This is a genomic window from Dyadobacter jiangsuensis (assembly GCF_003014695.1).
Classification (GTDB): domain Bacteria; phylum Bacteroidota; class Bacteroidia; order Cytophagales; family Spirosomataceae; genus Dyadobacter; species Dyadobacter jiangsuensis.
Genome location: NZ_PYAS01000010.1, coordinates 297,106 through 318,926, shown reverse-complemented (window position 1 = coordinate 318,926; position 21,821 = coordinate 297,106). Strand labels below are relative to the sequence as shown.

The window sequence follows — 21,821 nt, the reverse complement described above, 5'->3', positions numbered from 1 at the left end:
CTGTCATACGGCGGCGATCGCCGGAACGCGGTCAGAACGGGTAGCCAACACCGAGGTTGATATTCAATGAATTGGCCTCCGTACGCCTGAAAAGGCGCTTAAATTTCAATTCGTCAAGCACGAAACGTTCCCCGCTGTCCTGCGACGGATCATACACTTTTACCCCGAAATCGAAGCGGAGAATAAAGAAAGACAGGTCATAACGAATCCCGAATCCGGTTCCGACGGCGATTTCCCGCAAAAGCTTCTCGGCTTTGAACTTCTGGTCGTCGCTGGTGGCATTACTGCCCAGCCTCCACACGTTTCCTGCGTCGATAAATAGTGCATAATTGATATCGCCAAAGAATTTTGCCAGAAAGCCCCGCCATTCGAGGTTTCCTTCGAGCAGAAATTCGCCCGGGGATTCGATCGACAAGTTATTATAGGTAACAGGCTTGGCAGAACCCGGTCCGAGCCTTCTCGGCAGCCAGGCACGCACGCTGTTGGAGCCGCCCGCGAAGAAATATTTTTCATACGGCGGGACCTGGTTGTCGCCGTAGCTGTAAATGGCACCCGAGTTCACCCGTGCAACCAACGCCGATTTTCTTCCGACAGGCCAGTAGCGGCGGTAGTCAGCATTCCAGCGGATATACTTATAAAATTGAAGGCTATCCCCAAATACCTGCCTGATTACCTCCTGTTGCCGGGGCAAAAAATTCAGCGACGTACCGCCGGATTCGATCGCGAACCGGAAGTAATGCGCCTTCTTCTGAGGACCTATCAGGGAATTGGTATTGTAAACAAAATTTGCATTAATATCTGAAACGAAAGAGGGCTTGAAGCTGTAAATCAGGTTGTTTCCCTGTTTTGCCAATTCGATCAAAAGCGTGTCGAATTTGGGATTAAGATTCTTCGTATTCAGGATATTGAGGTCGATCAGCGAAATATTGACGAGCGTTGTCCGGGTAGGCTGCCACGAGTAATTAGTGCTGATTTTGATATTGGTACGGGTATATTCCGGGCGGTTGACATAGTTATAACCCAGGCTCAGCTGCGTCCGTGGATTGCTATTGACTGTTTGCTTTTTGAACAAATTTTGGGGAGTGAGCAATCGTGGAAACGTAAGCGAGGCGGTTACGCCGATTTCTTCACTCTTATAAATCTCCCGGTTCCCCACAAAGTTGGGCACGAGCTCAATCCCACCCCGGATATTGGTTTCGAAGTTCTCCATCCCATTGAAAACATTCCGGATCTTGTAGGAAAGGTTGGCAAATGGCCCCGGCGTTCCTTGCAGCTGAATCACATTAAGACCGAGGTCAGTCGAAATCTGGTATTTATCGAGCGGGATTGCTTTGAAATAGCTGTTAATGCCCCGCCCGGTCGAATCGAGCGTGTAGTTGTAGTTGACAAACCGGAATTGGTCGGTCAATGACAATTGTTGCTGGGTATCGCGCTCCCGTTTTTGGCTGTACCAGGTCTGCGGGCGTACCTGCATTTTGGTGTCGAGCACTTTTCGCGAGAATTTTTTGTCTGAAAACACATATTTAATGCCGTCAAACATGCTGGTATCCTTCCTGAAAATCGAATCAGGCACACCGGAAGGAGGGAGTACTTCGAAGTTGACCGAATTGACCGAGTAACGTTTGTTGGCCGGCGCCGGCATATCCACTCTCACTTTCACATCCACTGATTTGAAAAGACTGTCGGTCGGTCGGTTGGTGATCGTATCGTTGACTATATAACTGATATTCTGACGTGAAAAGCCCATATAGCCCTCATTTCGAAGCAACGTTTCGATGCGGATGCGCTCCTCCTCGAACGCGTCGCCGTCGTACCGCTTGCGGGGTAGCAATGCCGCATTTTTCGAGTCGGCCCTGATCAGGCTGTCGGCCAGCTCATTGCCGATCTGATAGTGGATATTGCGGATCATCGTCGCCCGGTTTTCCGTAACGAGGTAATTGACCCGGATCCTCTTAAAGATCGTGTCGGGGTCAAAGGTCACTTTCGCGTCGAAGAAGCCGTTGTTGTACAGGTATTTCTGCATTTTCTCGGCGTTCAACACCACATCGGCCTGGTTGTAATACACCGGAGCTTCGCCTAGTACCCGCATCCAGAAGTTGCCCTGGGTGGCCCTTATCTGTGCTTTTTCAAGCTTTTTGGCATATCGAGTGTTGATTCTTTCAAGCTTTCGGGGGGAATCTGCGTGTTCCTGGGATTCTTTCTGGTAATTTTGCGTTACCTCGATCACCTTGCGCTGCTTTTCCTCGCGGTTGTAAAACAGCTCGCCGAAACGGTAAAGGCCAACGTAAGGAAAGATGGGAAAGCCGAGCAACCGCCGGTTAGGTTTTTGCGGGATCAATGCGTCCAGTTCCGAATCGCTTATCACGCGATTACCCTTGATGGCGGAGTTGCCAAGCAAGTAACCTTTCGAAGTGGGTTTGGGTGCGCAGGAAAACAGTCCCGTTAGAATCAGGAAAATCAACCAGCCGTATATCGTCCTACAATTAATATTCAATGTTGTCAAAAAATCGTATCAAGTATATTAACTCGCTTAAAATCAAAAAGTACCGGCAGCTTCACGAGGCTTTTGTGATAGAAGGCGCCAAGAGTGTACTGGAATTGCTGGATTCCGACTTTGAGATCGAGTTTGTACTGGTAACACAGGAATTTCAGCAAAAATACTCAAGTATTTTAACCCGCCATAACCTAAACCTCGAAACGGTTACTGCGCAGGAACTGGAAGGGCTGGGATCGTTTCAAACCAACGATTCCTGCCTCGCTGTCGCTAAAACGAAGGAAAATGTATTCTTGTCTCCCGCGCCGGGGGAATATATGCTCATGCTCGACGACGTTCGCGATCCGGGAAATCTGGGCACCATTATCCGCGTCGCCGACTGGTATGGTATCACCAAGATCATCTGTTCACGCGATACGACCGACGTTTACAATCCCAAAGTGATTGCCGCAGCCAAGGGGTCCTTTACACGTGTAAAGCTCCATTACACCGACCTGACCCAATATTTTGAAAAGGTAAAAGACGTAAAACAGCCGGTGATCGGTGCATTTCTGGGAGGGAGTTCGCTGTATGATTTTGAATATCCTGCCCACGGGGGGATTATCGTCATGGGCAATGAATCCAACGGTATTGGCGAGCAAGTGGAGCGATTCGTGAGCGATAAAATCATGATACCGCGCTTCGGAGAGGCGGAGTCTTTGAATGTCGGTATCGCCACTGCCGTAATGCTGGATAATATGCGCAGACAAGTACCGCTTTAACACGCTACTCGTGCGCGGCGTGGTGCGAAAGCTCCTCCGCGTACTCCTTACCGAGGTAATTATCGATAAAATAATGCGCGATGTACAAAAGGGGCGTCAAAAGGATTGCCACCACGCCCTTGTATAGATAATTGATGGTCCCTACTGAAAAGACCAGTTTCAAATCCCAATTCCCGAAAACATAAAACGCGATCCCGATTACGACGAAGCTGTCGATCAGTTGCGAGAACATAGTCGAGCCGGTGGCGCGGAGCCAGATGAAGCGGCTGCCGGTTTTCCGGCGGAGCCAGGAGAATACGAGGATATCCAGCAATTGCCCCAATAAGAAGGCTGTGATCGAGCCGATCATAATGCCGAGACCCTGGTTGAAAATTTTGGAGAATGCGTCGTTGATATTGAATGTGTTACCGTGGGTATCGGTATTGTTGAGGTCGAGCCAGAACTGTGCGGGCGGTACCTTGGTCGCCACGTAAATGATCAGGAATGTGTAGACGATCAGCGCCGAAGTTACATAGGAGATTCTTTTAACCCCCTTTCGGCCGAAATACTCGTTGATTATATCGGACGTAATAAACACGATCGGCCAGCTGATAACCCCTGCCGTCATGTTAAAATCCAGCTTTTGGCCACCGATCGGTAATTGGGCCGGGGCAATGCCCAAAAGTGTCTCCACTGAAAATATTTTACCGCCTATGATCTCCGCAATGAGCGCGTTGGTAAGAAAGATACCGCAAAGGAGGAGGAACAGCCGCTGGCGCTTAGCCTCCTGAATGGTTCTGTCGGGGATGGTCATCGGGCGATAAGTACTTTCAGTGGAGGTTTAGGTTAACTATTACTTATGCAATAATGTCTTCAACGGTGCGCGTCGACATGACACGGCGGTTGGTCAGGAAGAATTCCAGCTTGTCCATCGCCTGGTTCAACTCGTCGATAGTCGGCAGGAATACAATACGGAAATGCGGATCCAAATGATAATTGAAGCCCGTACCCGCTACTACCAGCACTTTCTGATCGGAAAGCAGCTCGTATACAAACTGGTCATCTGCCTTGAAACCGAATTTTTTCAAATCGATTTTAGGGAAAACGTACAGTGAACCTTTCGGTTTCACGCAAGTAATGCCTGGAATGGACGTCAGTCGGTCGTAAACCAGGTTCATTTGTTTATACAACCGGCCTGTCGGCACCACGTGTTCCTTGATACTCTGGTAACCGCCCAATGCGGTTTGGATCGCGTATTGCGTAGGTACGTTCGCACACAGGCGCATGCTTGCGAGCAGGAGCAGGCCTTCCGCGTATGATTTGGCTTTTTGTTTCGCGCCACTGAGGATCATCCAGCCGCCACGGAAACCAGCCGAGCGGTAGTTTTTCGATAAGCCGCCGTAAGAAACGCAGAGTGTATCCGTGACAAACGAGCCCATCGGATAATGTGCCGCTCCGTCATAGAGTATCTTATCGTAAATCTCGTCTGAGAAGACGATCAGGCCATGCTCTTCCGCGATGCGGGCGATGCGGGCCAATACTTCTTTATCGTAAACCGCGCCCGTCGGATTGTTGGGATTGATGATCACAATCCCCTTGGTACGCGAAGTGATTTTCTTTTCGAGATCGTCCAGATCGGGGTTCCAATCGGCCTGTTCATCACATATATAATGTACCGGTGTCCCGCCGCTGAGTGAAATGGCGGCTGTCCAAAGCGGATAGTCAGGAGAAGGCACAAGTATCTCGTCGCCGGGGTTGAGCAATGCCTGCATCGAGAGCAGGATCAACTCACTGACACCGTTTCCAATGAAAATGTCGTTGATTTCAACATCTTGAATACCAATCGTTTGTGTGTAGTGCATGATCGCCTTGCGCGCCGCGAACAAGCCACGAGAATCCGAGTAGCCTTGCGCATTGCGGATGTTCATGATGATGTCGTGGACGATCTCGTCGGGCGAATCGAAACCGAACGGTGCGGGGTTACCGATGTTCAGGTTATGGATTTTGTAGCCCTGACTTTCAAGCTCTAACGCTTTCTGGTAGGTAGCACCGCGGATCTCGTATTTCAGATGATTCAGACGGTCGCTTTTTAAAAATTCCATTTTTTCAAGAGTTGGATAATTCTCAAAGTTAAAGAAAATCAAATGACGCAACGATACGACTGCATTGTTTTGAAGGTTTTGTGATGACTTTTTACAAAAAAAAAGTTCAGCCACGTGAAGCACGTGGCTGAAAAAGCACTATCGGGAAACTTGTAATTTATCTTGGTCAGGGTTTGTCCCACCATACTCTTGTGTAATGGTCGTCTTTGCCCTGGCTGCTGAGTACCGCTTGGTAGTTATCGTGATTAATGTTGTTTTCCGTTACGGGATAGGCGAGGCGGCGGGGAATCTCCGTGCCGCCGTTGAGGGTGGTTGCGGCTGGTTTCAACACGGGGAACCCGGTTCTTCGCCATTCGGACCACGCTTCGGTACCTTGGAAAAACAATGCGATCCATCGCTGCGTGCTGATCCGTTCGATTGCCGTATTGGCAGTGTAGGCAACATCCGGCTGTGCGAGATAGCTTTTTAGCGCGCCTTCGGTGTAGCTATTGCCCATCCATTGCTGTAATGAAGCCTCAACAGCCGATTCGTAGAGCGCTTTGGTATTGCCGTTCGTCCAGCCCAATGCGGCGGCCTCGGCCTGCGCGAATAGCACTTGTGAATAGGTAATGATATTTACAGCGGAATTTTGCTGCGAAAGAACGGATCCAATCAATGATAAATCTTGCGCCTTAGCTCCTCCGACGGCGTACGGCACACCGACGTATTCACCAGAAATATTTTTGGCTGCCAGGTAGGGGAGTCGTGGGTCTGATACTTTCTTTAAATAGTTTATAAATACATCGCTTAATGCATAATCCTTCCTGTTGCTGACGACATAATTGGTATAAATCGGGTTTTCATTGGTCGATTCGGCAAGGAACTTATATTGGATATTGTCGGCTGAGGAGCTGATAACCCCGTCGTCCAATGCAGCCTGAAATTCTTTTTTGCCTAAATCCGGCTTGACTTTTGAAAGCCGTAGCGCTGCTATAAGCCGAAGAGAATTGGCGAATTTTTTCCATTTAGCACTGCTTCCGTTCAAAAGAATATCACCCTGAAATGCTTTGCCTTCGTCGAATTGCGCACCTGCTTCTTTCCATTCCTTGAAAAGGTCAGTGTAGATCGTCTCCTGTTTATCAAATGCCGGCGTGAAGTCGGCGTCGCCTTTTAGTGCTTCTGAGTAGGGAATGTCGCCCCATCGGTCAGTGATCCATTGGAAGAAATAGGCTTTGAGGATTCGCGCAATCGCGATCTGATTGGCATTGGAACCAAATGTGGATGCATTAACCCTGGTTTTTTCATCGGTATTAAGCTCGATGATATGTTGCAGGTTAATCAGCGGACCGGCGTACCAGCCATTATAATTGAAATTGATCGTCTTGTATTTCGAATCCTCAATGTAAATCACATCTCCGAATTGCTGCACATACATCGCAGGGACGATGTTCGCACCGCCAGGGCCTACCTGTGCGTTGATGATGCCCACATTGCGGAGCGCGCCCGTGAGAAGGCCCGCAGTGCTCGGCGCGGACGGGTTATTGGGGTTGATGTTGATATTTCCAAAGTCGCTGCATCCCGGTGCGGTAATGAGCAGGAGGAGTGACAGGACAGCTAATTGCCGGTATTTTTTCATGATCATAAGGAATTGAGATGAAAGGGTAGTTAAAAGCCGACTCGGAGTGTCGCGCCGACGGATCTTACCGGAGGCAATTGCCCGCCTTCGTACCAGAGCGTTTCGGTTTCAGAAATGTCGATACCGCCGCCAATAGCGCTGTAAATCAGGAGCAAGTTGCGGCCGATCAATGATACGCTGGCCGACTTTAGATATTTACCCAGATACCTTTTTGGGATTTTGTAGCCTAGCGACACCTCCCGGAGTTTTACATAGGTTTTATCGTATATCCATTGCTCGTTGAGCGCAAAAAGCCAGTTTTCGTAGAGATTTTGAGTATCGACCCTGTGCGTGTTGGGTTGGCCGTCTTCCGTAACCGCATCCAGCAGTACACCGCCTCCTTTGTCGGGATCATCGCGTTTTGGATTACCTAATTCGTTGTTGCCGGCAGTTTCCGCAGCCAGGCCTGATCCGGCGTTGAACATCCGGGTGACAGAGAAAAATTTCCCACCCACGACGAAATCAGTGCTAGCCTGAAGTGTGAGACCTTTGTATTGAAATGCATTGATCAATCCGCCTTTGAATTTGGGTAGTACATTACCGAGATTGACGTTGTTTTCTTTTACATACAAACCTGCTTTTCCTGCTTTGATATTTTCCGGGGTGGCAGCGTAGACTACCTTTTTGCCATTTGCATCTTTTTTAATACCGACCCCTTCCAGCATTCCCCAATCTTCTCCCACACGTGCATTGAGTGTGAGCGCGCGCCACTGCGGGCCGTCGATCCGGTAATTGTTACTTTGTTCAGTCAACTCGACCACTTTGGATTGGTTTCTGTCGGCATTGATGTCCAGCTCCCAGGTAAATGCTTCGGTTTTAACTGGCTGGGCTGAAAGGTGGAGTTCGAGCCCTTTCGTAGTAATTAAGCCTGCATTGACGACGGCGTTGTTATAGCCGCTCGTAGATGCTACCGCTAATGGTATGATCTGGTTGCTATTGTTGTTCTTATAGGCTGTGAATTCAAGTCCGAGGCGATTGCTGAAAAATTGTAGATCGATTCCGCCTTCGTATGACGACGACATGCCGGGTTTCAGGAGAGAGTTGGGCAGGGTGCCGGGGAGTGTCATAACGGGGCTTGTTCCGTACGGTGTTCCAACATTGTAACTCAGGGCAGTTTGGTAGGCTCCTAGATCGGTTCCAACTTGTGCATAGCCTGCTCTCAGCTTGCCGAATGACAATACCCTGTTAACGGGAATAAACTCAGAAAAGACCAGACTGGTAGATACCGAGGGGTACAAATAGGCATTGTTCACCGCCGGGAGCGTCGATGACCAGTCATTTCTTATAGAACCCTCCACGAAAAGAAAATCTCCATATCCGAGACTGGCGTTGGCAAACAAGCTGTTTGTTTTCCTTTCGAACAGGTAGTTTGATGTTATTGGGCGATCTTTGGATCCGGCTATATTGTAGTAACCAGGCGTGGTAAGCCCGCCGGCGGTCGCCTGGAGCGTTCCCTCCGTACGGTTGTAGCGTATATTGCCGCCCGCATTCACAAGTATCGATATCTTTTGAATATCCTTATTGAAGCTCACAATACTCTCGTAGTTGTTTTCGAGGGTTGCTCCGCTCAAATAAGCATATGCGCCCAATCCGCCTGCGTTTAAAGTTCCAGACGCCACACGCCCGTCCATAAAGTAGGTTCCATAATCGCGACGGAATTTGCCGGTTATTTTTAGGTAGTCCGTAACCTGATAGGTGAGCCCGGCGTCCCCGAAAATGCGCTGCTGCCGGTTGATATTGGTGTTCTCATATACCTGGGTGTAAGGGCTATCCCAATATTTGGGTCGCGCGTCCGTAGGGCTGCCAATGTTCCAGCTTCTAAAAGTACCATCCGGATTTTTGTAGTTTTGGAGGTCTTTAATATCCAACTGGCGCTGAAACCACTGGTTAAACGAGCCGCTAGTCTGGTTGTATCCGTTTAATGTAGAGTTGCTTGTGCTGAAAAGATTTGTTCCCGGGCCGGTACCGCCGCTGCTGCCATAGCGATCAGCGGGCGTGTTGTCGGTTTTGGTTCCGGTATAATTTACATTGAGTTCTGCAGTAAGTTTTTTGGCGAACGTCACGGCGGTTTTTGCGCTTATGTAATCGCGGAGCTGGCGGCTGTTTGGGACGATGCCGTTGTTGACAATATGTGTGTAGGAAATACGGGAAGAGTAGCCGTCACCCGCTTTGGAAAACGCGATATTTGAATTGTAGCTCACAGGTTTTTCAAAGAAATCACGGACATTGTTCGGATGGGCGATGTATGGAGTCTCTTTTCCAAAACCTTCGCCCGGTTGCCACGAGAATGCAGAGCGATGCATGGAGCCGTCTAGTTTGGGTCCCCAGCTTTCATCCGCGGAGTAATCCAAAATTCGCTGACCTTCGAACGATGCCCATGTGGCCGGGTGTATTTTGGGATCAAACTTGAAAGTTTCCCACTCCTGTGAATAGCCGCCTCCATATTCATTTTGATATTTGGGCAGTAGCGACACCTGATCCATAGTCATGCTATGGTTGAAGGTCAGAGATGTTTCTCCGGATTTTCCTCTTTTAGTCGTTACGACCACCACCCCGGCGGAAGCGCGATTGCCGTATAATGCCGTAGCGGAAGGACCTTTTAATACGGTAAGTGATTCAACATCATCCATGTTCACCATACTGATGTCTGTCGGTGTGCCGTCTACCACGTAAAGAGGATCGCTGCCTGTCAGTGAGTTGATTCCCCTGATGCGGATGCTGGGCGTGCCAAATTTCGCCGCCGATTGGCCTAACACCTGAACACCCGCTATCTTGCCCGCGAGCGCATTTCCAATATTAGGGTCGCGGGCGAGGGTGAGTTTGTCGGCTTTGATTTCCTGTACTGCATAGCCAAGTGCCTTCTTTTCGCGGGCAATGCCGAGTGAGGTGATGACGATTTCCTGAAGTTGTGTTTCATCGCTGATCAGGACTATGTCGAGCTTTGTTTGGTTTCCAACCAGAGCTTCCTTGCTTTTGAATCCAATAAAGCTGAACACAAGAGTGGAGCCTGGGTCGGCAGAGATTGTGTACTGGCCTTTGTCATCGGTGATCGCACCCTTTGTGGTGTTCTTTAGCGAAATGTTTACGCCGGGCAGTACCGATCCATCTTCGGCAGTGACCTTGCCGGTCAGGTCGTGCGTTTGCGCATGAGCAGTGGTGAGAATGAGCACGAGCATGCCGGCTCCGATCATGAGTAGTAGTCGTTTCATCAAAGTCAGGTTTGTAGGTGGAAGGGTTTTCGAAAACCTTATGACTCTGAATTTACAATGATCAAAAGCGCATATCCGGCATGCATCCAGCGTCCGGCGGGGTTGAGCTTTTAACCGGTATACTACCCCCGGGCGGATTGTGATTACTACAAAAAAAGAAAGGCGGACCGAAGCCCGCCTTTCTGCATATTCCTGGTTCGGATATCAGAATTTATCCCACCACAATTTGGTCGAAGCAAGGTCGCCGCCAATAGCACCTGCCGCAGCTTCGCGGTTAGCACCGTTGAGGGTTTGTTCCACGATCGGGTAGATCATGCGCACTGGAATTGCAAGACCGGCCGGTACGTTTCCACCTGACGGAGGAGACAGTTTCGGATAGTCAAGTCTTCTCCATTCAACCCACGACTCCCATCCTCTGTTGTAAAGAGCGATCCATTTCTGGAATCCGATTTTCTCTTTCCAGTTACCGGTTGCAGTTGCGTATGCTACCTTAGGCTGAGCCAGGTATGCTGTGGCTTCCGCCGCGGTGCCACCCCAGTAAGTGATTGACGCCGTAACAGCCTTGTTGTAGTGGTCGGCAGCCGAGCCGGTGATGAAACCTCTTTCAACAGCTTCTGCAAGCAGGAATTCTACTTCCGAGTAGTCAAGCAGCAGACCTTCGAAAGCAGGATCGATGATCTTGTCGCTCACGTGTGAGAATGCAGAATATGTGTTCAAGAAACCGTACTGTCCACCCACGTATTTGTCGTTGAGCGTGGTAAAGAAGAAAGGTCTTCTCGGATCATTCAACTCGTTCATTGGCGTCACGATGGTTGCGGCAGGGATGAAATCCTGGCGGCTCGTGTAAAGCGAGTTCATGTTCTGGGCGATCGGGTTGTAGTTCGGCGGTGTCGAAATGAATGGGAAAGCCGCTTTATCCGCATTGCTGGTGAATACTTTCGGTGCAGCCTCGGCTACCAGCTTTTTCGCTTTTTCCGGATCACTGTCAGCGATGATCATCGCCAGCTTCAGTTTCAGTGAGTTACCGAATTTTACCCATTTCGGAATATTCCCTTTGTAAAGCAGGTCGCCGCCGCCGAATGGTGTTCCCTTCGATTCGAGTTTTGGCAGTGCCGCATCGAGGCGTACCAGCAGGGCGTCATAGATCGTTTTCGCATCGTCGTACTTAGGCAGCGGGTTTTCCGGGTTCATAGCTTCGGAATATGGAATGTTTCCGAAAGTATTTACCAATGCAGCCCACGTCATGATCTCTACGATTTCGATTTGTGCCAACTGCACGTCCTTCGTAGCTGGCAACAGAAGAGCGTCCGCGTTGATAAGCCTTCTCGACTCATTCAAATCGGAAATTACGCCTTTGTACAATCCGCGCCAGAATGATTCCGGAATGATACGGGCAGTAACGTTATAGCGAGGCTCATCCAGGTAAGTGGTTGTCGTCCAGTGCTGAACATACAAACGATAGTTGTTTACATTGACGTTCGGGCTGGTGAGCGTGTCGGCCAGGCCTTTCAAGGCATTCGAGAAAAAGGTAACAGGCGGTGCCGTAGACGGACGCTTGGTATCCACATTATAATCGTCCAGGCTGTCGACGCAGGCCGTCAGCATCAGGAACGGGAGAAAGAGAATGATTAATTTTTTCATATCGCTTAGAAACGGAATTTAACATTGAAACCATAGTTTCTTACAGCCGGGTAAGCACCGCTTTGGTAACCGCCCGCACCATTCAGCAAACCTGAGCCCAGACCTTCTTCAGGATCTTGGAATTCCATATTTTTGTGAATGATCCAAAGGTTACGTCCGATCACCGAGATGTCGATCTCCTTGAACGCACGCAGTTTGCTTACGATCGCCTGTGGAAGCGCGTAGGTAAGCGCAACTTCTCTCAGTTTGATGTAGCTCGCGTCGTAAATGTACATCGCTCTTGGCGGGTTGCCAGGATAACCGTATGCAGTTGCACCGTTTCCGTCTACGTTAGCCGCACGTACAGTGTTAGGTGTTCCGTCGGCTTGTACACCCGGGAACAACACACCACCACCTTGTGCAACAGGTGATCTCTTAGGATTGCCCAGCTCGTTCAAACCAGCGGTGATCGGATAAAGACCGGTTCCTTCACCATACCATTGATCCAATGACCATACATCGCCGCCATGACGGATGTCAAGTAGGAAGCTCAGTGACAATGTTTTGTATTTCAATGTGTTGCTCACACCGCCGATCCAGTCCGGGTTCGGGTTGCCGATGATTTCCGATGAGCTGGAAGTAGCCGCGTAAATACCGTTGGTTTTAACCACTTTCTGGCCGGTTCCTTCGTGGTATACGAAGTTCGTTCCGCGAATTACGCCGAATGGCTGTCCTTCCGCCGCGTTGATAGAAACACCTCCCTGAAGACTCGCAATCTGTACGTTGGTTACTTTGGTAGCACCTTCTCCGTAAAGACTGATCACCTTGTTACGGTTTCTTGCAAAGTTCACATTCAGGGTCCATGAGAAGTCCTGAACTTTGATTGGCGTTACGTATGCGGAGATTTCAATACCCTTGTTTTGTACTTCACCCGAGTTTACATAACGGAATGCGTAACCGGTTGCAGCGGTGATCGATACCGGAAGGATCTGATCAAGGGTTGCCGAGCGGTAGTAGGTGAAGTTAAAACCTACACGGTCGTTCAGGAATGCGGATTCAAGACCGAATTCGTAGTTTTTCGTTCTTTCCGGTTTCAGGTCCGGGTTGTTTTTGGTGTTTCTCAGCGTGAAGTAAGGGATGTTGCCGAGGCCGGTTGGCTTGTCGTACACGTCCAGAGTACTGCCCCATGGAGCATCGTTACCTACTTCTGCGTAGTTGGCGCTCAGTTTCGCCATTGTCAACCAACCAAGTCTTTTCAGTGCTTCGAGGTTCGAAATGTTGAAGTTCGCACCTATCGCAGGGTAGAAATAGGTGTTGTTGTTTTTGCTGAGCGTAGTCGATTTGTCCTGTCTTGCGGTCAGGTCAAGGTTTACGAGGTCTTTGTAGCCAAATGAAGCCTGTGCATAAAGACCGTCCACGCCAATTCTTCTGTAAGCTTCGGTAGGCGCTTCAATCGGGTTAGCCGAGTTCGAAAGCGAGAACAGGCCCGGAACGACCATACCGCCGTTTGTTTGAGCGCGGATCGAGTTTTCTGTCGAGCGGCGCATGCTTCCACCTGCCAAACCGGAGAAGTTAATGTCCTTTGTAATCGCTTTGCGGAAGTTGAAGATCACATCAAGGTTGGTCTCGTTAAAGCCTCTGTTGAAGCGCTTGTATTGTGCTGGATCGGAGCTGCCGAATGCGATGCGCTCTTCCTGCATATCCTGTGTGCCGTTGTAGGCAAAACGTGTTGTCAGGTCAATCCATGGAGCGATTTTGTAAACTGCCGCAGCATAGCCGAAGAAGTTGTCACGCGAGTCGTTCGAGAAGTTTTCGTAACGTGCGAAGTAAGGGTTTTCCGAGTAAATCGGGCCGTTGTCATCGAATGGAGCGGTTGGATCTCCCCAGTTCCAGGTTACATCCTGTCTGTTTCTGAAGTAAGCCGCTTTTTGTTCGAGCAGGTCGACGTTGGTCTGGAACCACTGTCTGAACTGCTGGTTAGGGTTTTTACCGTCATAACCCGTTCCGTAACGTCCCATACCTTTCACTTGTGAGTAGTTGGCATTGGCAGAGATCGTCAGTTTCTTGGTCAGGTCAAATGAAGCCGAGAAGTTGAAAAGGTTTTTGCCCAGCTTACTATTTGGAAGTACACCTTTCTCGTCGCTGCGGGTATAACCTACTTTAAATGTCGTGTTTTCGCCACCACCCAGGATGTTTACGCTCTGGTTGGATGTTACGGCTGTTTCGAAGAATGCATCCGGACCGTTTTTAGCGGCAACCCATGGGGTCATTTTGCCGTATGTAGGAGAGGTTGGGTCGATCGCATCCCATTGGTAAACCAGTCTGTTTGGATCGAATTTCGCTCCAAATGACGCATCTGCATCAAATACAGCGATATCCCCCTCGCCTGAGCCGAGGTTGCCGCGGTAGAATTGATCTTTCGCGCCATCGCCGCCGTAACCCGCACCATATTCTTTCTGGTATTTTACATAAGTGCTCTTGTCGATCTTGCCCCAGGTAACACCGCTGTTTACGGTTACGTCGAAGCTGTTTTTACGACCTTGTTTCGTAGTCACGAGGATTACCCCGTTGGAGGCACGCGAACCGTAAAGTGCAGTAGCCGCAGCACCTTTCAATACGTTCACAGACGCGATGTTGTCCGGGTTGATATCGGAAGCAGCATTACCGTAGTCGGTACCGGCGCGACCTGTCTGCTGGTCGGTCGAGTTGGTGTTGGCGTTGGTAACAGGTACACCGTCGATTACCCACAATGCCTGGTTGTTACCGGTGATGGATTTGTAACCACGGATGATCGCACTGGTCGAACCACCCATGTTGTTGTTGGTTTTGATATCAAGACCGGCGATTTTACCAGCGAGCGCGTTCATTACGTTCGGGTTACGGGCCTGTACGATCTGCTCGTTGTTGATCTGCTGGGCCGCGTAAACAAGCTCATTTCTTTTACGCTCTTGTCCGAGGGCTGTTACTACAACCTCCTGAAGCTGGCTGACGTCACTTTTTAGCGTTACGTTGACGACAGTCTGGTTTCCGACGATCACTTCCTGTGTTTGAAAACCGATAAAACTAAAAACAAGCGTAGCCCCGGCTGAGGTGGAAATAGTGTACTGGCCCTGGGTATCGGTGGTGGTACCGCGAGTAGTACCTTTCAAAGAAATGTTAACACCCGGAAGTGTCGAGCCGTCGTCGGCTGTGACCTTGCCGGTCACCGCGAGATCCTGGGCGTGAAGCTGCGTCACAAATAGCAGCAAACAGCCCATTAAGGAGCATAAAATCTTCCTCATAAATTAAGTTTAAAGTTAGGTTTGTTATGTAAACATACTGTTGCAAAAATAACTATTAGTTTAACCAGTACAACCTTTTCATTGCGAAATTTCAAAATTTACTTTGGCTTGACTGCCCGATATGAAGAATTTTCTATGTAGAAGTCGTGATTTTTTGCAATTTTTTCAAATATGTGAAATTTTCAAAAACCGGCTTGATTTTAACTAAATGTTAACAATAGATGTCTTTTTTTGAGGAATTTACATTTATTGGGAAAAACATGCCCCGTAGTGAAAATATGGCTACTTGAATTACGGTATCCGTATACGCGGCGTAATTAAAGAATGAATCTAAATAAAGCGATTCTGAAAAAGTGAGTGGATTAAGAATGCGGGGCTATCGAGGAATTTTTGATAAATATTTGCATTTTTTTAATATTGTTTGTAGCTTAATATAAATTTTTAAGCCCCCAAAACGGGTCATTTTCGACCCAAAAACTACACCCTCCACAGTTAGCTGCTTTTAGCAAATATTTGAATTGTTTGAAAATCATCTAAGGAAAGGAAGTAGGCGTTGCAATTTTGATTGCGAATACGCAGAAAGCATGAAGTTCTAACAAATACGTTTATGGAGGTGTTTTTATCGTTCCTGCTAACAAACTGATAATGAAACCCGGTTTATGCCAAATTATATTCTGGGCATTGATTTGGACGGCATTGTAATTGATTGAAACAAGAATTATTTTTGTAACCTTGACGCAATTAATATCCTATTTAAACAAACTTTAAATCCTTTGTATGAGAAAGACTCTACTGTTTCTATTCTTAGGGTGCTTATTGATTCCTGGCTGGCAGGCTTTTGCCCAGGATAAACAAGTATCGGGAGTTGTGACCGCCGACGACGGAAGCGTGCTCCCCGGTGTAAACATCACCCTGAAAGGTACAACCAGAGGTATCACGACTGATATCGACGGTAAGTACACCATTACAGCCCCCTCTTCCGGAACACTCGTGTTCTCATTTGTAGGTTATCTCAGCCAGAGCATCGTGGTCGGCTCGAAATCGACGATCAACGTGACGCTCGTGGCGGATGCCCAGCAACTCGGTGAGGTGGTCGTAACTGCACTCGGTATTTCGCGCGAACGCAAGTCGCTCGGTTACAGTACCGCCACCATTGCCAATACATCCATCACAGAGGCCCGTAACACCAGCCCGCTCGATGCGCTCAACGCGCGTGTGCCGGGTCTGTCTGTAAATACCGCATCGGGAGCACCGGGAGCGTCGACCGTCCTCAACATCCGCGGTTTCAACTCTGTGACCGGTAACAACCAGCCGCTGTTCGTGATTGACGGTGTGCCGATGAACAACCGTGGTAACACTTCATCAACCAATGCGCAAAACGGCAACGATGACTTCAACCGTTCGATGGACTTCGGTAACCAGATGAACGATATCAACCCTAACGAGATTGAAAGCATTACCGTACTGAAAGGTATTTCGGCATCCGCATTGTACGGTAGCCGCGCAGCCAACGGTGCGATCCTGATCACTACCAAAAGAGGTAAATCCGGCAAGACACAGGTTGACATTTCATCATCGTTTGCGAGATCACAGGTATTGCGTGTTCCACACCTGCAGAATACATACGGCCAGGGATGGAGCGGCTTGTTCGACCGCATTGAAAATGGTTCTTGGGGACCGAAACTGGATGGCAAGCCACGCCTTTGGGGTAACGTTGTTGATAACTCCCAAATGCTGAAACCTTTCTCGGCGCAGGAAGACAACCTGAAAGACTTTTTCGACAAAGGTTACGAATGGAACAACAGCATCGCGGTTTCAGGTGGCACAGAAACGGCCAACTACCGCGTAGCCTATTCGAATGCGACAGCAGACGGCGTAGTTCCTACCAACGCCGACTCCTACAAGCGTAACACATTGAGCTTGAATGGTGGTTTGAAACTGGATAAGTTCTCGGTGAACTCCAATATCAACTACGTACATAAGAACCAGAAAGCAGTTGCGACCGGTCAGGGCGACGATGCGGGTGGCGGTAAAGTGGTATGGCAGGAGATCATCCAGATCCCGCGCGACCACTCGATCGTGGATTCAAAAGCATTGCTGGATCCCAACAGTCCTTACTACAAGTTCATGACGTTGGATAATTATTTTACGCCATACGCTCAGAATCCTTACTGGACATTGTACAACCAGGGTAACAACTACGACGAAGACCGCATTTTCGGTAACATCGAGTTTGGCTATCAGCTGCTGAAAAACCTGGATGTGAGATATAGAGTTGGTGGTGACTATTCTGATGCATTTCAGAAAGACTGGGGTAATGTTGGTAAGATCTCCGACAGCGCTCCCAACAGCTCAGCGAACGACGTTTTCGGTGGGGTGTCGCAACTGGCACGGCAGAACCGCCAGTTCAACAGCGATCTGATCTTCAATTTCAAACACAACTTCGGATCGCGTTTCGATGTGCAGGCATTCTTTGGACATAACCTGAATGAAAGAACTGCGCAAACGAACTTTGCGAAAGTGACTAACCTCGACCTTCCTGGTTTTTACAACCTTTCGAACAGTTCTGTGACGCCCACCACATTTGCAACAACCAGCAAGCGTCGCCTCGTGGGTATCTACGGTCAGGCTACCTTCGGTTTCGACAACTGGTTGTATCTCACAGTGGGTGCACGTAACGACTGGACCAGTACGCTGCCAAAGGGCAAAAACTCCTACTTCTATCCAAGTGCGAGCATCAGTGCTGTATTGTCGGATGTATTCAAATTGCCGGCAGAAATTCCTTTCGTGAAAGTACGTTTTGCGGCTGCATCTGCGGGTAACGACGCCGATCCTTATCAGGTTTATTCGGTATACGTGCCGGGCTCGGTTCGTGCGGGTGGATTTGGTAATATCAACTTCCCATTCGGCGGCCTGAACGCGTACGAGGTATCGAACAACCTTGGAAACCAGAATCTGAAACCTGAGATTTCAACAGAATACGAAGGTGGTCTTGAACTGGGCTTCTTCGGAAGACGCGTCGGACTTGATTTGAGCTACTACAACAAGCTGACTAAAAACCAGATCATCAGCCTCGCCCTCGAACCCGCAACAGGTGCTACTACGCAAACTGTGAACCTGGGTAGCGTGAGAAACAAAGGGGTTGAGCTGGCATTGAACCTGATTCCGGTTCGTACAGAGAAACTGGAATGGGGGGTTACGGTGAACTATAACAAGATCTGGAACGAGGTGGAATCACTCGGTCTGGAAGGCGGTTCAGGAAATATCCTGCTCAACAGCAGCTACAATGTGAAGCTGCGCGCGGTGGTAGGTAAGCCGCTGGGTGCCATCTACTCGCCGGATGTACAGCGTGATCCAAACGGAAATACCATCGTAAATGCATCAACCGGTCTGCCGTTGGTGAGCTCGGAAGAAACATACAGAGGTTCGATCAACCCGAACTATACTTTGGGGATATCCACCTACCTGGATTATAAAGGTTTCAAATTCAGCGCGAATGGCGACTATCGTAATGGCGGGGTGTTCTATTCTTACACCGCTCGTTTGAACTACTTCAACGGAAACGCTTACATGTCGCAATACAATGACCGCGAGCCGTTTGTTGTGCCGGGTTCGGTAGTCAAAACAGACGAAGGTTATGCACCTAACACCACGCCGGTGTCCCGTGCGGATGTATTCACTTACTACGGTGGATCAACGTCGGCAAACGAATACAATCACGTGCTGCCGAAGACATTCTTCAAACTGAGAAACGTGTCACTCACCTATTCGGTACCTAAGAAGGCACTTGCTAAACTGCCGGTAAGAGGTGCATCGGTGGGTGTGTTTGGTCGTAACCTCGTATTGTGGACTCCCAAGGGCAACCACGTAGTAGACCCCGAAGCCAACACGTTCGGAACCAGCCTGAAAAACCTGTATGGAGAATTCGCTGCCGGTCCTTCTACCGCAACGTACGGTGTTCAGTTAAATCTATCATTCTAATCAGGATTCAAATGAAAAGTATTATAAAAAATGGTGTCCTGCTGCTCGCCGCGCTTTCACTGGGCTCCTGCAACGACTGGCTGGATGTAAACGAAGACCCCAACAACCCGACGAACGTAGCGCCCGAATTTGTACTACCCGCGGCACAGGCATCGGTTGCCGGTATCGTAGGCGGCGATTTTGCCATCATCGGTGGTCTGTGGTCGCAGCACTGGACACAATCCAACTCTGCCAACCAATACCGCGGTATCGACTCTTATGATCTCCAACCGGCCGACTACAATATCGCCTGGACGGAATTATATGCAGGCGGCCTGAACGACTTCGAAGACGTGAAGCGGAAAGCTACCGAGAGCGGCAACAACAACATGGTATTGCAAGCGGTGGCTGTTCAAACTTACGGTTTTCAAATGCTGGCAGACTGGTTCGATAAGATCCCGTTAAGCGAAGCATTGCAGGTTGAATCTATCAAGGCACCGAAATACGACGACGGTCCGGCTGTTTACGCAGAGTTGCTGAAAAGACTCGATGCGGCCCTGGCTCTCGATTTCAACAACGGCAAGTCGACAGCCGTAGCCTCCGACCTTATCTACGGAGGAACCAGCGCGGCTAACCAGATTGATCAGTGGAAACGGTTTGCAAACACGTTGAAACTGAAACTTTATCTGCGCCAGACAGCAAGCGCTAACTCTGCACAGGCTATTGCGGCTATCAAAGCGATGCTGGATGCCAATACGCCGTTTCTGGAAGATCACGCTGCGATTACCAAATTCGTGGATGAGCCTAACCGCAGTAACCCGTTGTATGAAAACAACGTACGCCAGTTGAACGTGTCATCCAACCTGCGTTTGAGCCGTACGCTTCAAACCTATTTGCAGGCAAACGCAGACGACGCCCGCCTTGCCGCTTACTTCACGCCAGGTTCAGGAGGGCAGGCAGGATTGGAGCAGGGCGATTTCCTTAGCGGAGTCGGCGTGAATGTTCCCAGCGTTGCCAGAATGACCGCTACCGATCCATTCTACTTTTTCAGCATCGACGAGGTCTATTTCATGCTCTCGGAATCGTACCTGCGCACCGGAAACGACGCCAAGGCGAAAGAGTTCTATGATAAGGCGGTGGCTGCCGCATATGCGAAATTCAATATCGTATTCGATGCGAAGAAGATCGCAAAAGGTGGCGTTTACGAATACCCATCAGCCGGCAATGCGGAAGCGAAACTGAAAGCCATCATTTTTCAGAAATGGGTAGCCATGTTCCGTCAGGGATACGAATCGTTCTGGGACCAGGCGCGCACCGGCTATCCTGAAAAATCTGCAGTGGCTACGACCAGTGAGAGCTACGTACCGGGACAATGGACTGTGGCAGCAAAATCTGTTCTGGATAAGGGCGCACTTCCTAAACGCATTCCGTACACGTCCGTTTCAAGGGACGGCAACGTGAATACCCCTGCGTTGGTACCGCTTACTTCCAAGGTTTGGTGGATGAAATAATCAAAGGTCATTGATAACTGATATTATGAAAAAAGGATTAAAACTAATACTGATAGCCTTGACCTTGTTTGCGGCGTTTTCGTGCGAAGAGGACAAGGTAACGGAGGGTATTTCATCGATTACCTACTATCCTGTGATCACTTTGAAAGGTGAGCAATGGAACCAGGTGCCGGTGGGAGGTACTTTTACCGATCCGGGTGTCACTGCGAAAGAAGGCGACAAGGAGATTGAAGTAAAGGCGAATGGAACAGTCGATACGAAAACGCCGGGCGTGTATGTTATCGAATACACGGCGGTGAACAAGGATGGTTACTCATCTATCGAGTACCGTTATGTGGGCGTGATCTCGGCGGCCGCTACCGCGGATATTTCGGGTAGCTATAAGAGAAATGCAGGAGTTTTCGGAGTGTCGAAGGTGGCAAAAGTTGCCGGTAATCTTTACACTGCCGATAACGTCGGTGGGGTTGCTGTGCCTTCACCGGGTGAAACCGTGTATTTCTATTACTTTGATAAAGGTAAGATAGGGTGCCCTTACCAGCTGACTTCCGGAAATGCATTCGAATGCACCACTGCATCGATTAAAGAAGGAGTATCATACAGCTGGGTAGTGATCAATCCTCTATTTGGTACTGCACTTCGTACTTTTGTTAAACAGTAAAATTGACGTTATGAAATATATAAAGTATTCTCTGATACTATTGGTTTTTGGTCTTTTGTCCTGCGATCTGGGCAGTGAACCGACCATTGAAGGGACCAAATTACAGGCTATGTGCGGTGAGTGGTATATAGGTGTTTTTGCCAACGGGGAGGACATTGGAGGTGGCGGACGCTTCCTTATCACCACTTCGAACACCGCGGCCAACAACGAAACCGACCTGATCATCAACGATCATGAGTTGCTCACGCCTGATGCAGATGCATTGGCTGTTGTTGCCAAGGTAAACTTACCGGCGATGACTTTCGACAAGGCGGATAAATTGCCCAACATGGAAGCAGGAATGTCTGCCGTGTCGATTATTGAAGGCAAAATTCTCAAAGGCGCTGCAACTTCGACCGGGGGCAACAAGACGGACTCTATCTATGTGAAGTTCGTTTTTGAAAGTGACCCTAAAACGGAGTGGATATATGCCGGCTACCGTCGCACAGGTTTCATCGAAGACGAGCATTGATTACAAACACTTGCAAGTACAGGGCCTTATCCATTACGGGTAAGGCCTTTTTTTGTTTTGGAACGAAAGAATTTCTTTCCG

General features: G+C 49.1%; 12 protein-coding genes. 5 read left to right on the top strand and 7 right to left on the bottom strand.

From position 1 onward, the window contains the following. Window positions 1–31: 31 nt before the first annotated feature. Window positions 32–2,461 (bottom strand): translocation and assembly module lipoprotein TamL, encoded by a 2,430-nt coding sequence (tamL, locus tag CLV60_RS21465; RefSeq protein WP_106597421.1) that lies wholly within the window; start codon window positions 2,459–2,461, stop codon window positions 32–34. A 32-nt stretch (window positions 2,462–2,493) separates the two neighbouring features. Here tamL and CLV60_RS21460 point away from each other — a divergent pair, with 32 nt between their 5' ends. Then, the gene (locus tag CLV60_RS21460; protein WP_106597420.1) at window positions 2,494–3,255 is read left to right on the top strand and encodes a TrmH family RNA methyltransferase; all 762 of its coding nucleotides are present in this window, start codon (window positions 2,494–2,496) and stop codon (window positions 3,253–3,255) included. A gap of 4 nt (window positions 3,256–3,259) precedes the next feature. Here CLV60_RS21460 and CLV60_RS21455 read toward each other — a convergent pair whose 3' ends face one another. The 6 genes from CLV60_RS21455 to CLV60_RS21430 form a co-directional block, all read right to left on the bottom strand. Next, window positions 3,260–4,048 (bottom strand): queuosine precursor transporter, encoded by a 789-nt coding sequence (locus CLV60_RS21455; protein ID WP_106597419.1) that lies wholly within the window; start codon window positions 4,046–4,048, stop codon window positions 3,260–3,262. A gap of 43 nt (window positions 4,049–4,091) precedes the next feature. Continuing rightward, on the bottom strand, window positions 4,092–5,336 hold the full coding sequence (locus tag CLV60_RS21450) for a pyridoxal phosphate-dependent aminotransferase (protein ID WP_106597418.1): 1,245 nt from the start codon (window positions 5,334–5,336) through the stop codon (window positions 4,092–4,094). Between the two features lie 166 nt (window positions 5,337–5,502). Continuing rightward, entirely contained in the window at window positions 5,503–6,951 is a 1,449-nt protein-coding gene (locus tag CLV60_RS21445; protein WP_106597460.1) for a SusD/RagB family nutrient-binding outer membrane lipoprotein, read from the bottom strand. A 29-nt stretch (window positions 6,952–6,980) separates the two neighbouring features. Next, window positions 6,981–10,199 carry a SusC/RagA family TonB-linked outer membrane protein gene (locus tag CLV60_RS21440; RefSeq protein WP_106597417.1) on the bottom strand — a complete coding sequence of 1,073 codons (3,219 nt, stop codon included), beginning with the start codon at window positions 10,197–10,199 and terminating at the stop codon, window positions 6,981–6,983. 204 nt (window positions 10,200–10,403) lie between these two features. Then, window positions 10,404–11,840, bottom strand: coding sequence for a SusD/RagB family nutrient-binding outer membrane lipoprotein (locus CLV60_RS21435; RefSeq protein ID WP_106597416.1), 1,437 nt, complete (start codon window positions 11,838–11,840; stop codon window positions 10,404–10,406). 5 nt (window positions 11,841–11,845) lie between these two features. Further along, entirely contained in the window at window positions 11,846–15,100 is a 3,255-nt protein-coding gene (locus CLV60_RS21430) for a SusC/RagA family TonB-linked outer membrane protein (RefSeq protein WP_229211077.1), read from the bottom strand. Window positions 15,101–15,877: 777 nt separating this feature from the next. Here CLV60_RS21430 and CLV60_RS21425 point away from each other — a divergent pair. From CLV60_RS21425 to CLV60_RS21410, 4 genes are read left to right on the top strand one after another with little or no spacing between them, the layout of a single operon-like run. After that, window positions 15,878–19,081, top strand: a complete 3,204-nt coding sequence (locus tag CLV60_RS21425) for a SusC/RagA family TonB-linked outer membrane protein (RefSeq protein ID WP_106597414.1) — start codon at window positions 15,878–15,880, stop codon at window positions 19,079–19,081. Window positions 19,082–19,092: 11 nt separating this feature from the next. Next, on the top strand, window positions 19,093–20,571 hold the full coding sequence (locus CLV60_RS21420) for a SusD/RagB family nutrient-binding outer membrane lipoprotein (protein WP_106597413.1): 1,479 nt from the start codon (window positions 19,093–19,095) through the stop codon (window positions 20,569–20,571). Window positions 20,572–20,596: 25 nt separating this feature from the next. Then, entirely contained in the window at window positions 20,597–21,229 is a 633-nt protein-coding gene (locus CLV60_RS21415) for an immunoglobulin-like domain-containing protein (RefSeq protein WP_106597412.1), read from the top strand. A gap of 10 nt (window positions 21,230–21,239) precedes the next feature. Beyond that, window positions 21,240–21,740 (top strand): lipid-binding protein, encoded by a 501-nt coding sequence (locus CLV60_RS21410; protein ID WP_106597411.1) that lies wholly within the window; start codon window positions 21,240–21,242, stop codon window positions 21,738–21,740. Window positions 21,741–21,821: the final 81 nt, after the last annotated feature.

Excerpts from the sequence above, each read along its gene's own strand:
- CLV60_RS21460 (WP_106597420.1), top strand. The coding sequence starts at position 2,494 with ATGTTGTCAAAAAATCGTATCAAGTATATTAACTCGCTTAAAATCAAA.
- CLV60_RS21455 (WP_106597419.1), bottom strand. The coding sequence starts at position 4,048 with ATGACCATCCCCGACAGAACCATTCAGGAGGCTAAGCGCCAGCGGCTG.
- CLV60_RS21450 (WP_106597418.1), bottom strand. The coding sequence starts at position 5,336 with ATGGAATTTTTAAAAAGCGACCGTCTGAATCATCTGAAATACGAGATC.
- CLV60_RS21445 (WP_106597460.1), bottom strand. The coding sequence starts at position 6,951 with ATGAAAAAATACCGGCAATTAGCTGTCCTGTCACTCCTCCTGCTCATT.
- CLV60_RS21440 (WP_106597417.1), bottom strand. The coding sequence starts at position 10,199 with ATGAAACGACTACTACTCATGATCGGAGCCGGCATGCTCGTGCTCATT.
- CLV60_RS21435 (WP_106597416.1), bottom strand. The coding sequence starts at position 11,840 with ATGAAAAAATTAATCATTCTCTTTCTCCCGTTCCTGATGCTGACGGCC.
- CLV60_RS21430 (WP_229211077.1), bottom strand. The coding sequence starts at position 15,100 with ATGAGGAAGATTTTATGCTCCTTAATGGGCTGTTTGCTGCTATTTGTG.
- CLV60_RS21425 (WP_106597414.1), top strand. The coding sequence starts at position 15,878 with ATGAGAAAGACTCTACTGTTTCTATTCTTAGGGTGCTTATTGATTCCT.
- CLV60_RS21420 (WP_106597413.1), top strand. The coding sequence starts at position 19,093 with ATGAAAAGTATTATAAAAAATGGTGTCCTGCTGCTCGCCGCGCTTTCA.
- CLV60_RS21415 (WP_106597412.1), top strand. The coding sequence starts at position 20,597 with ATGAAAAAAGGATTAAAACTAATACTGATAGCCTTGACCTTGTTTGCG.
- CLV60_RS21410 (WP_106597411.1), top strand. The coding sequence starts at position 21,240 with ATGAAATATATAAAGTATTCTCTGATACTATTGGTTTTTGGTCTTTTG.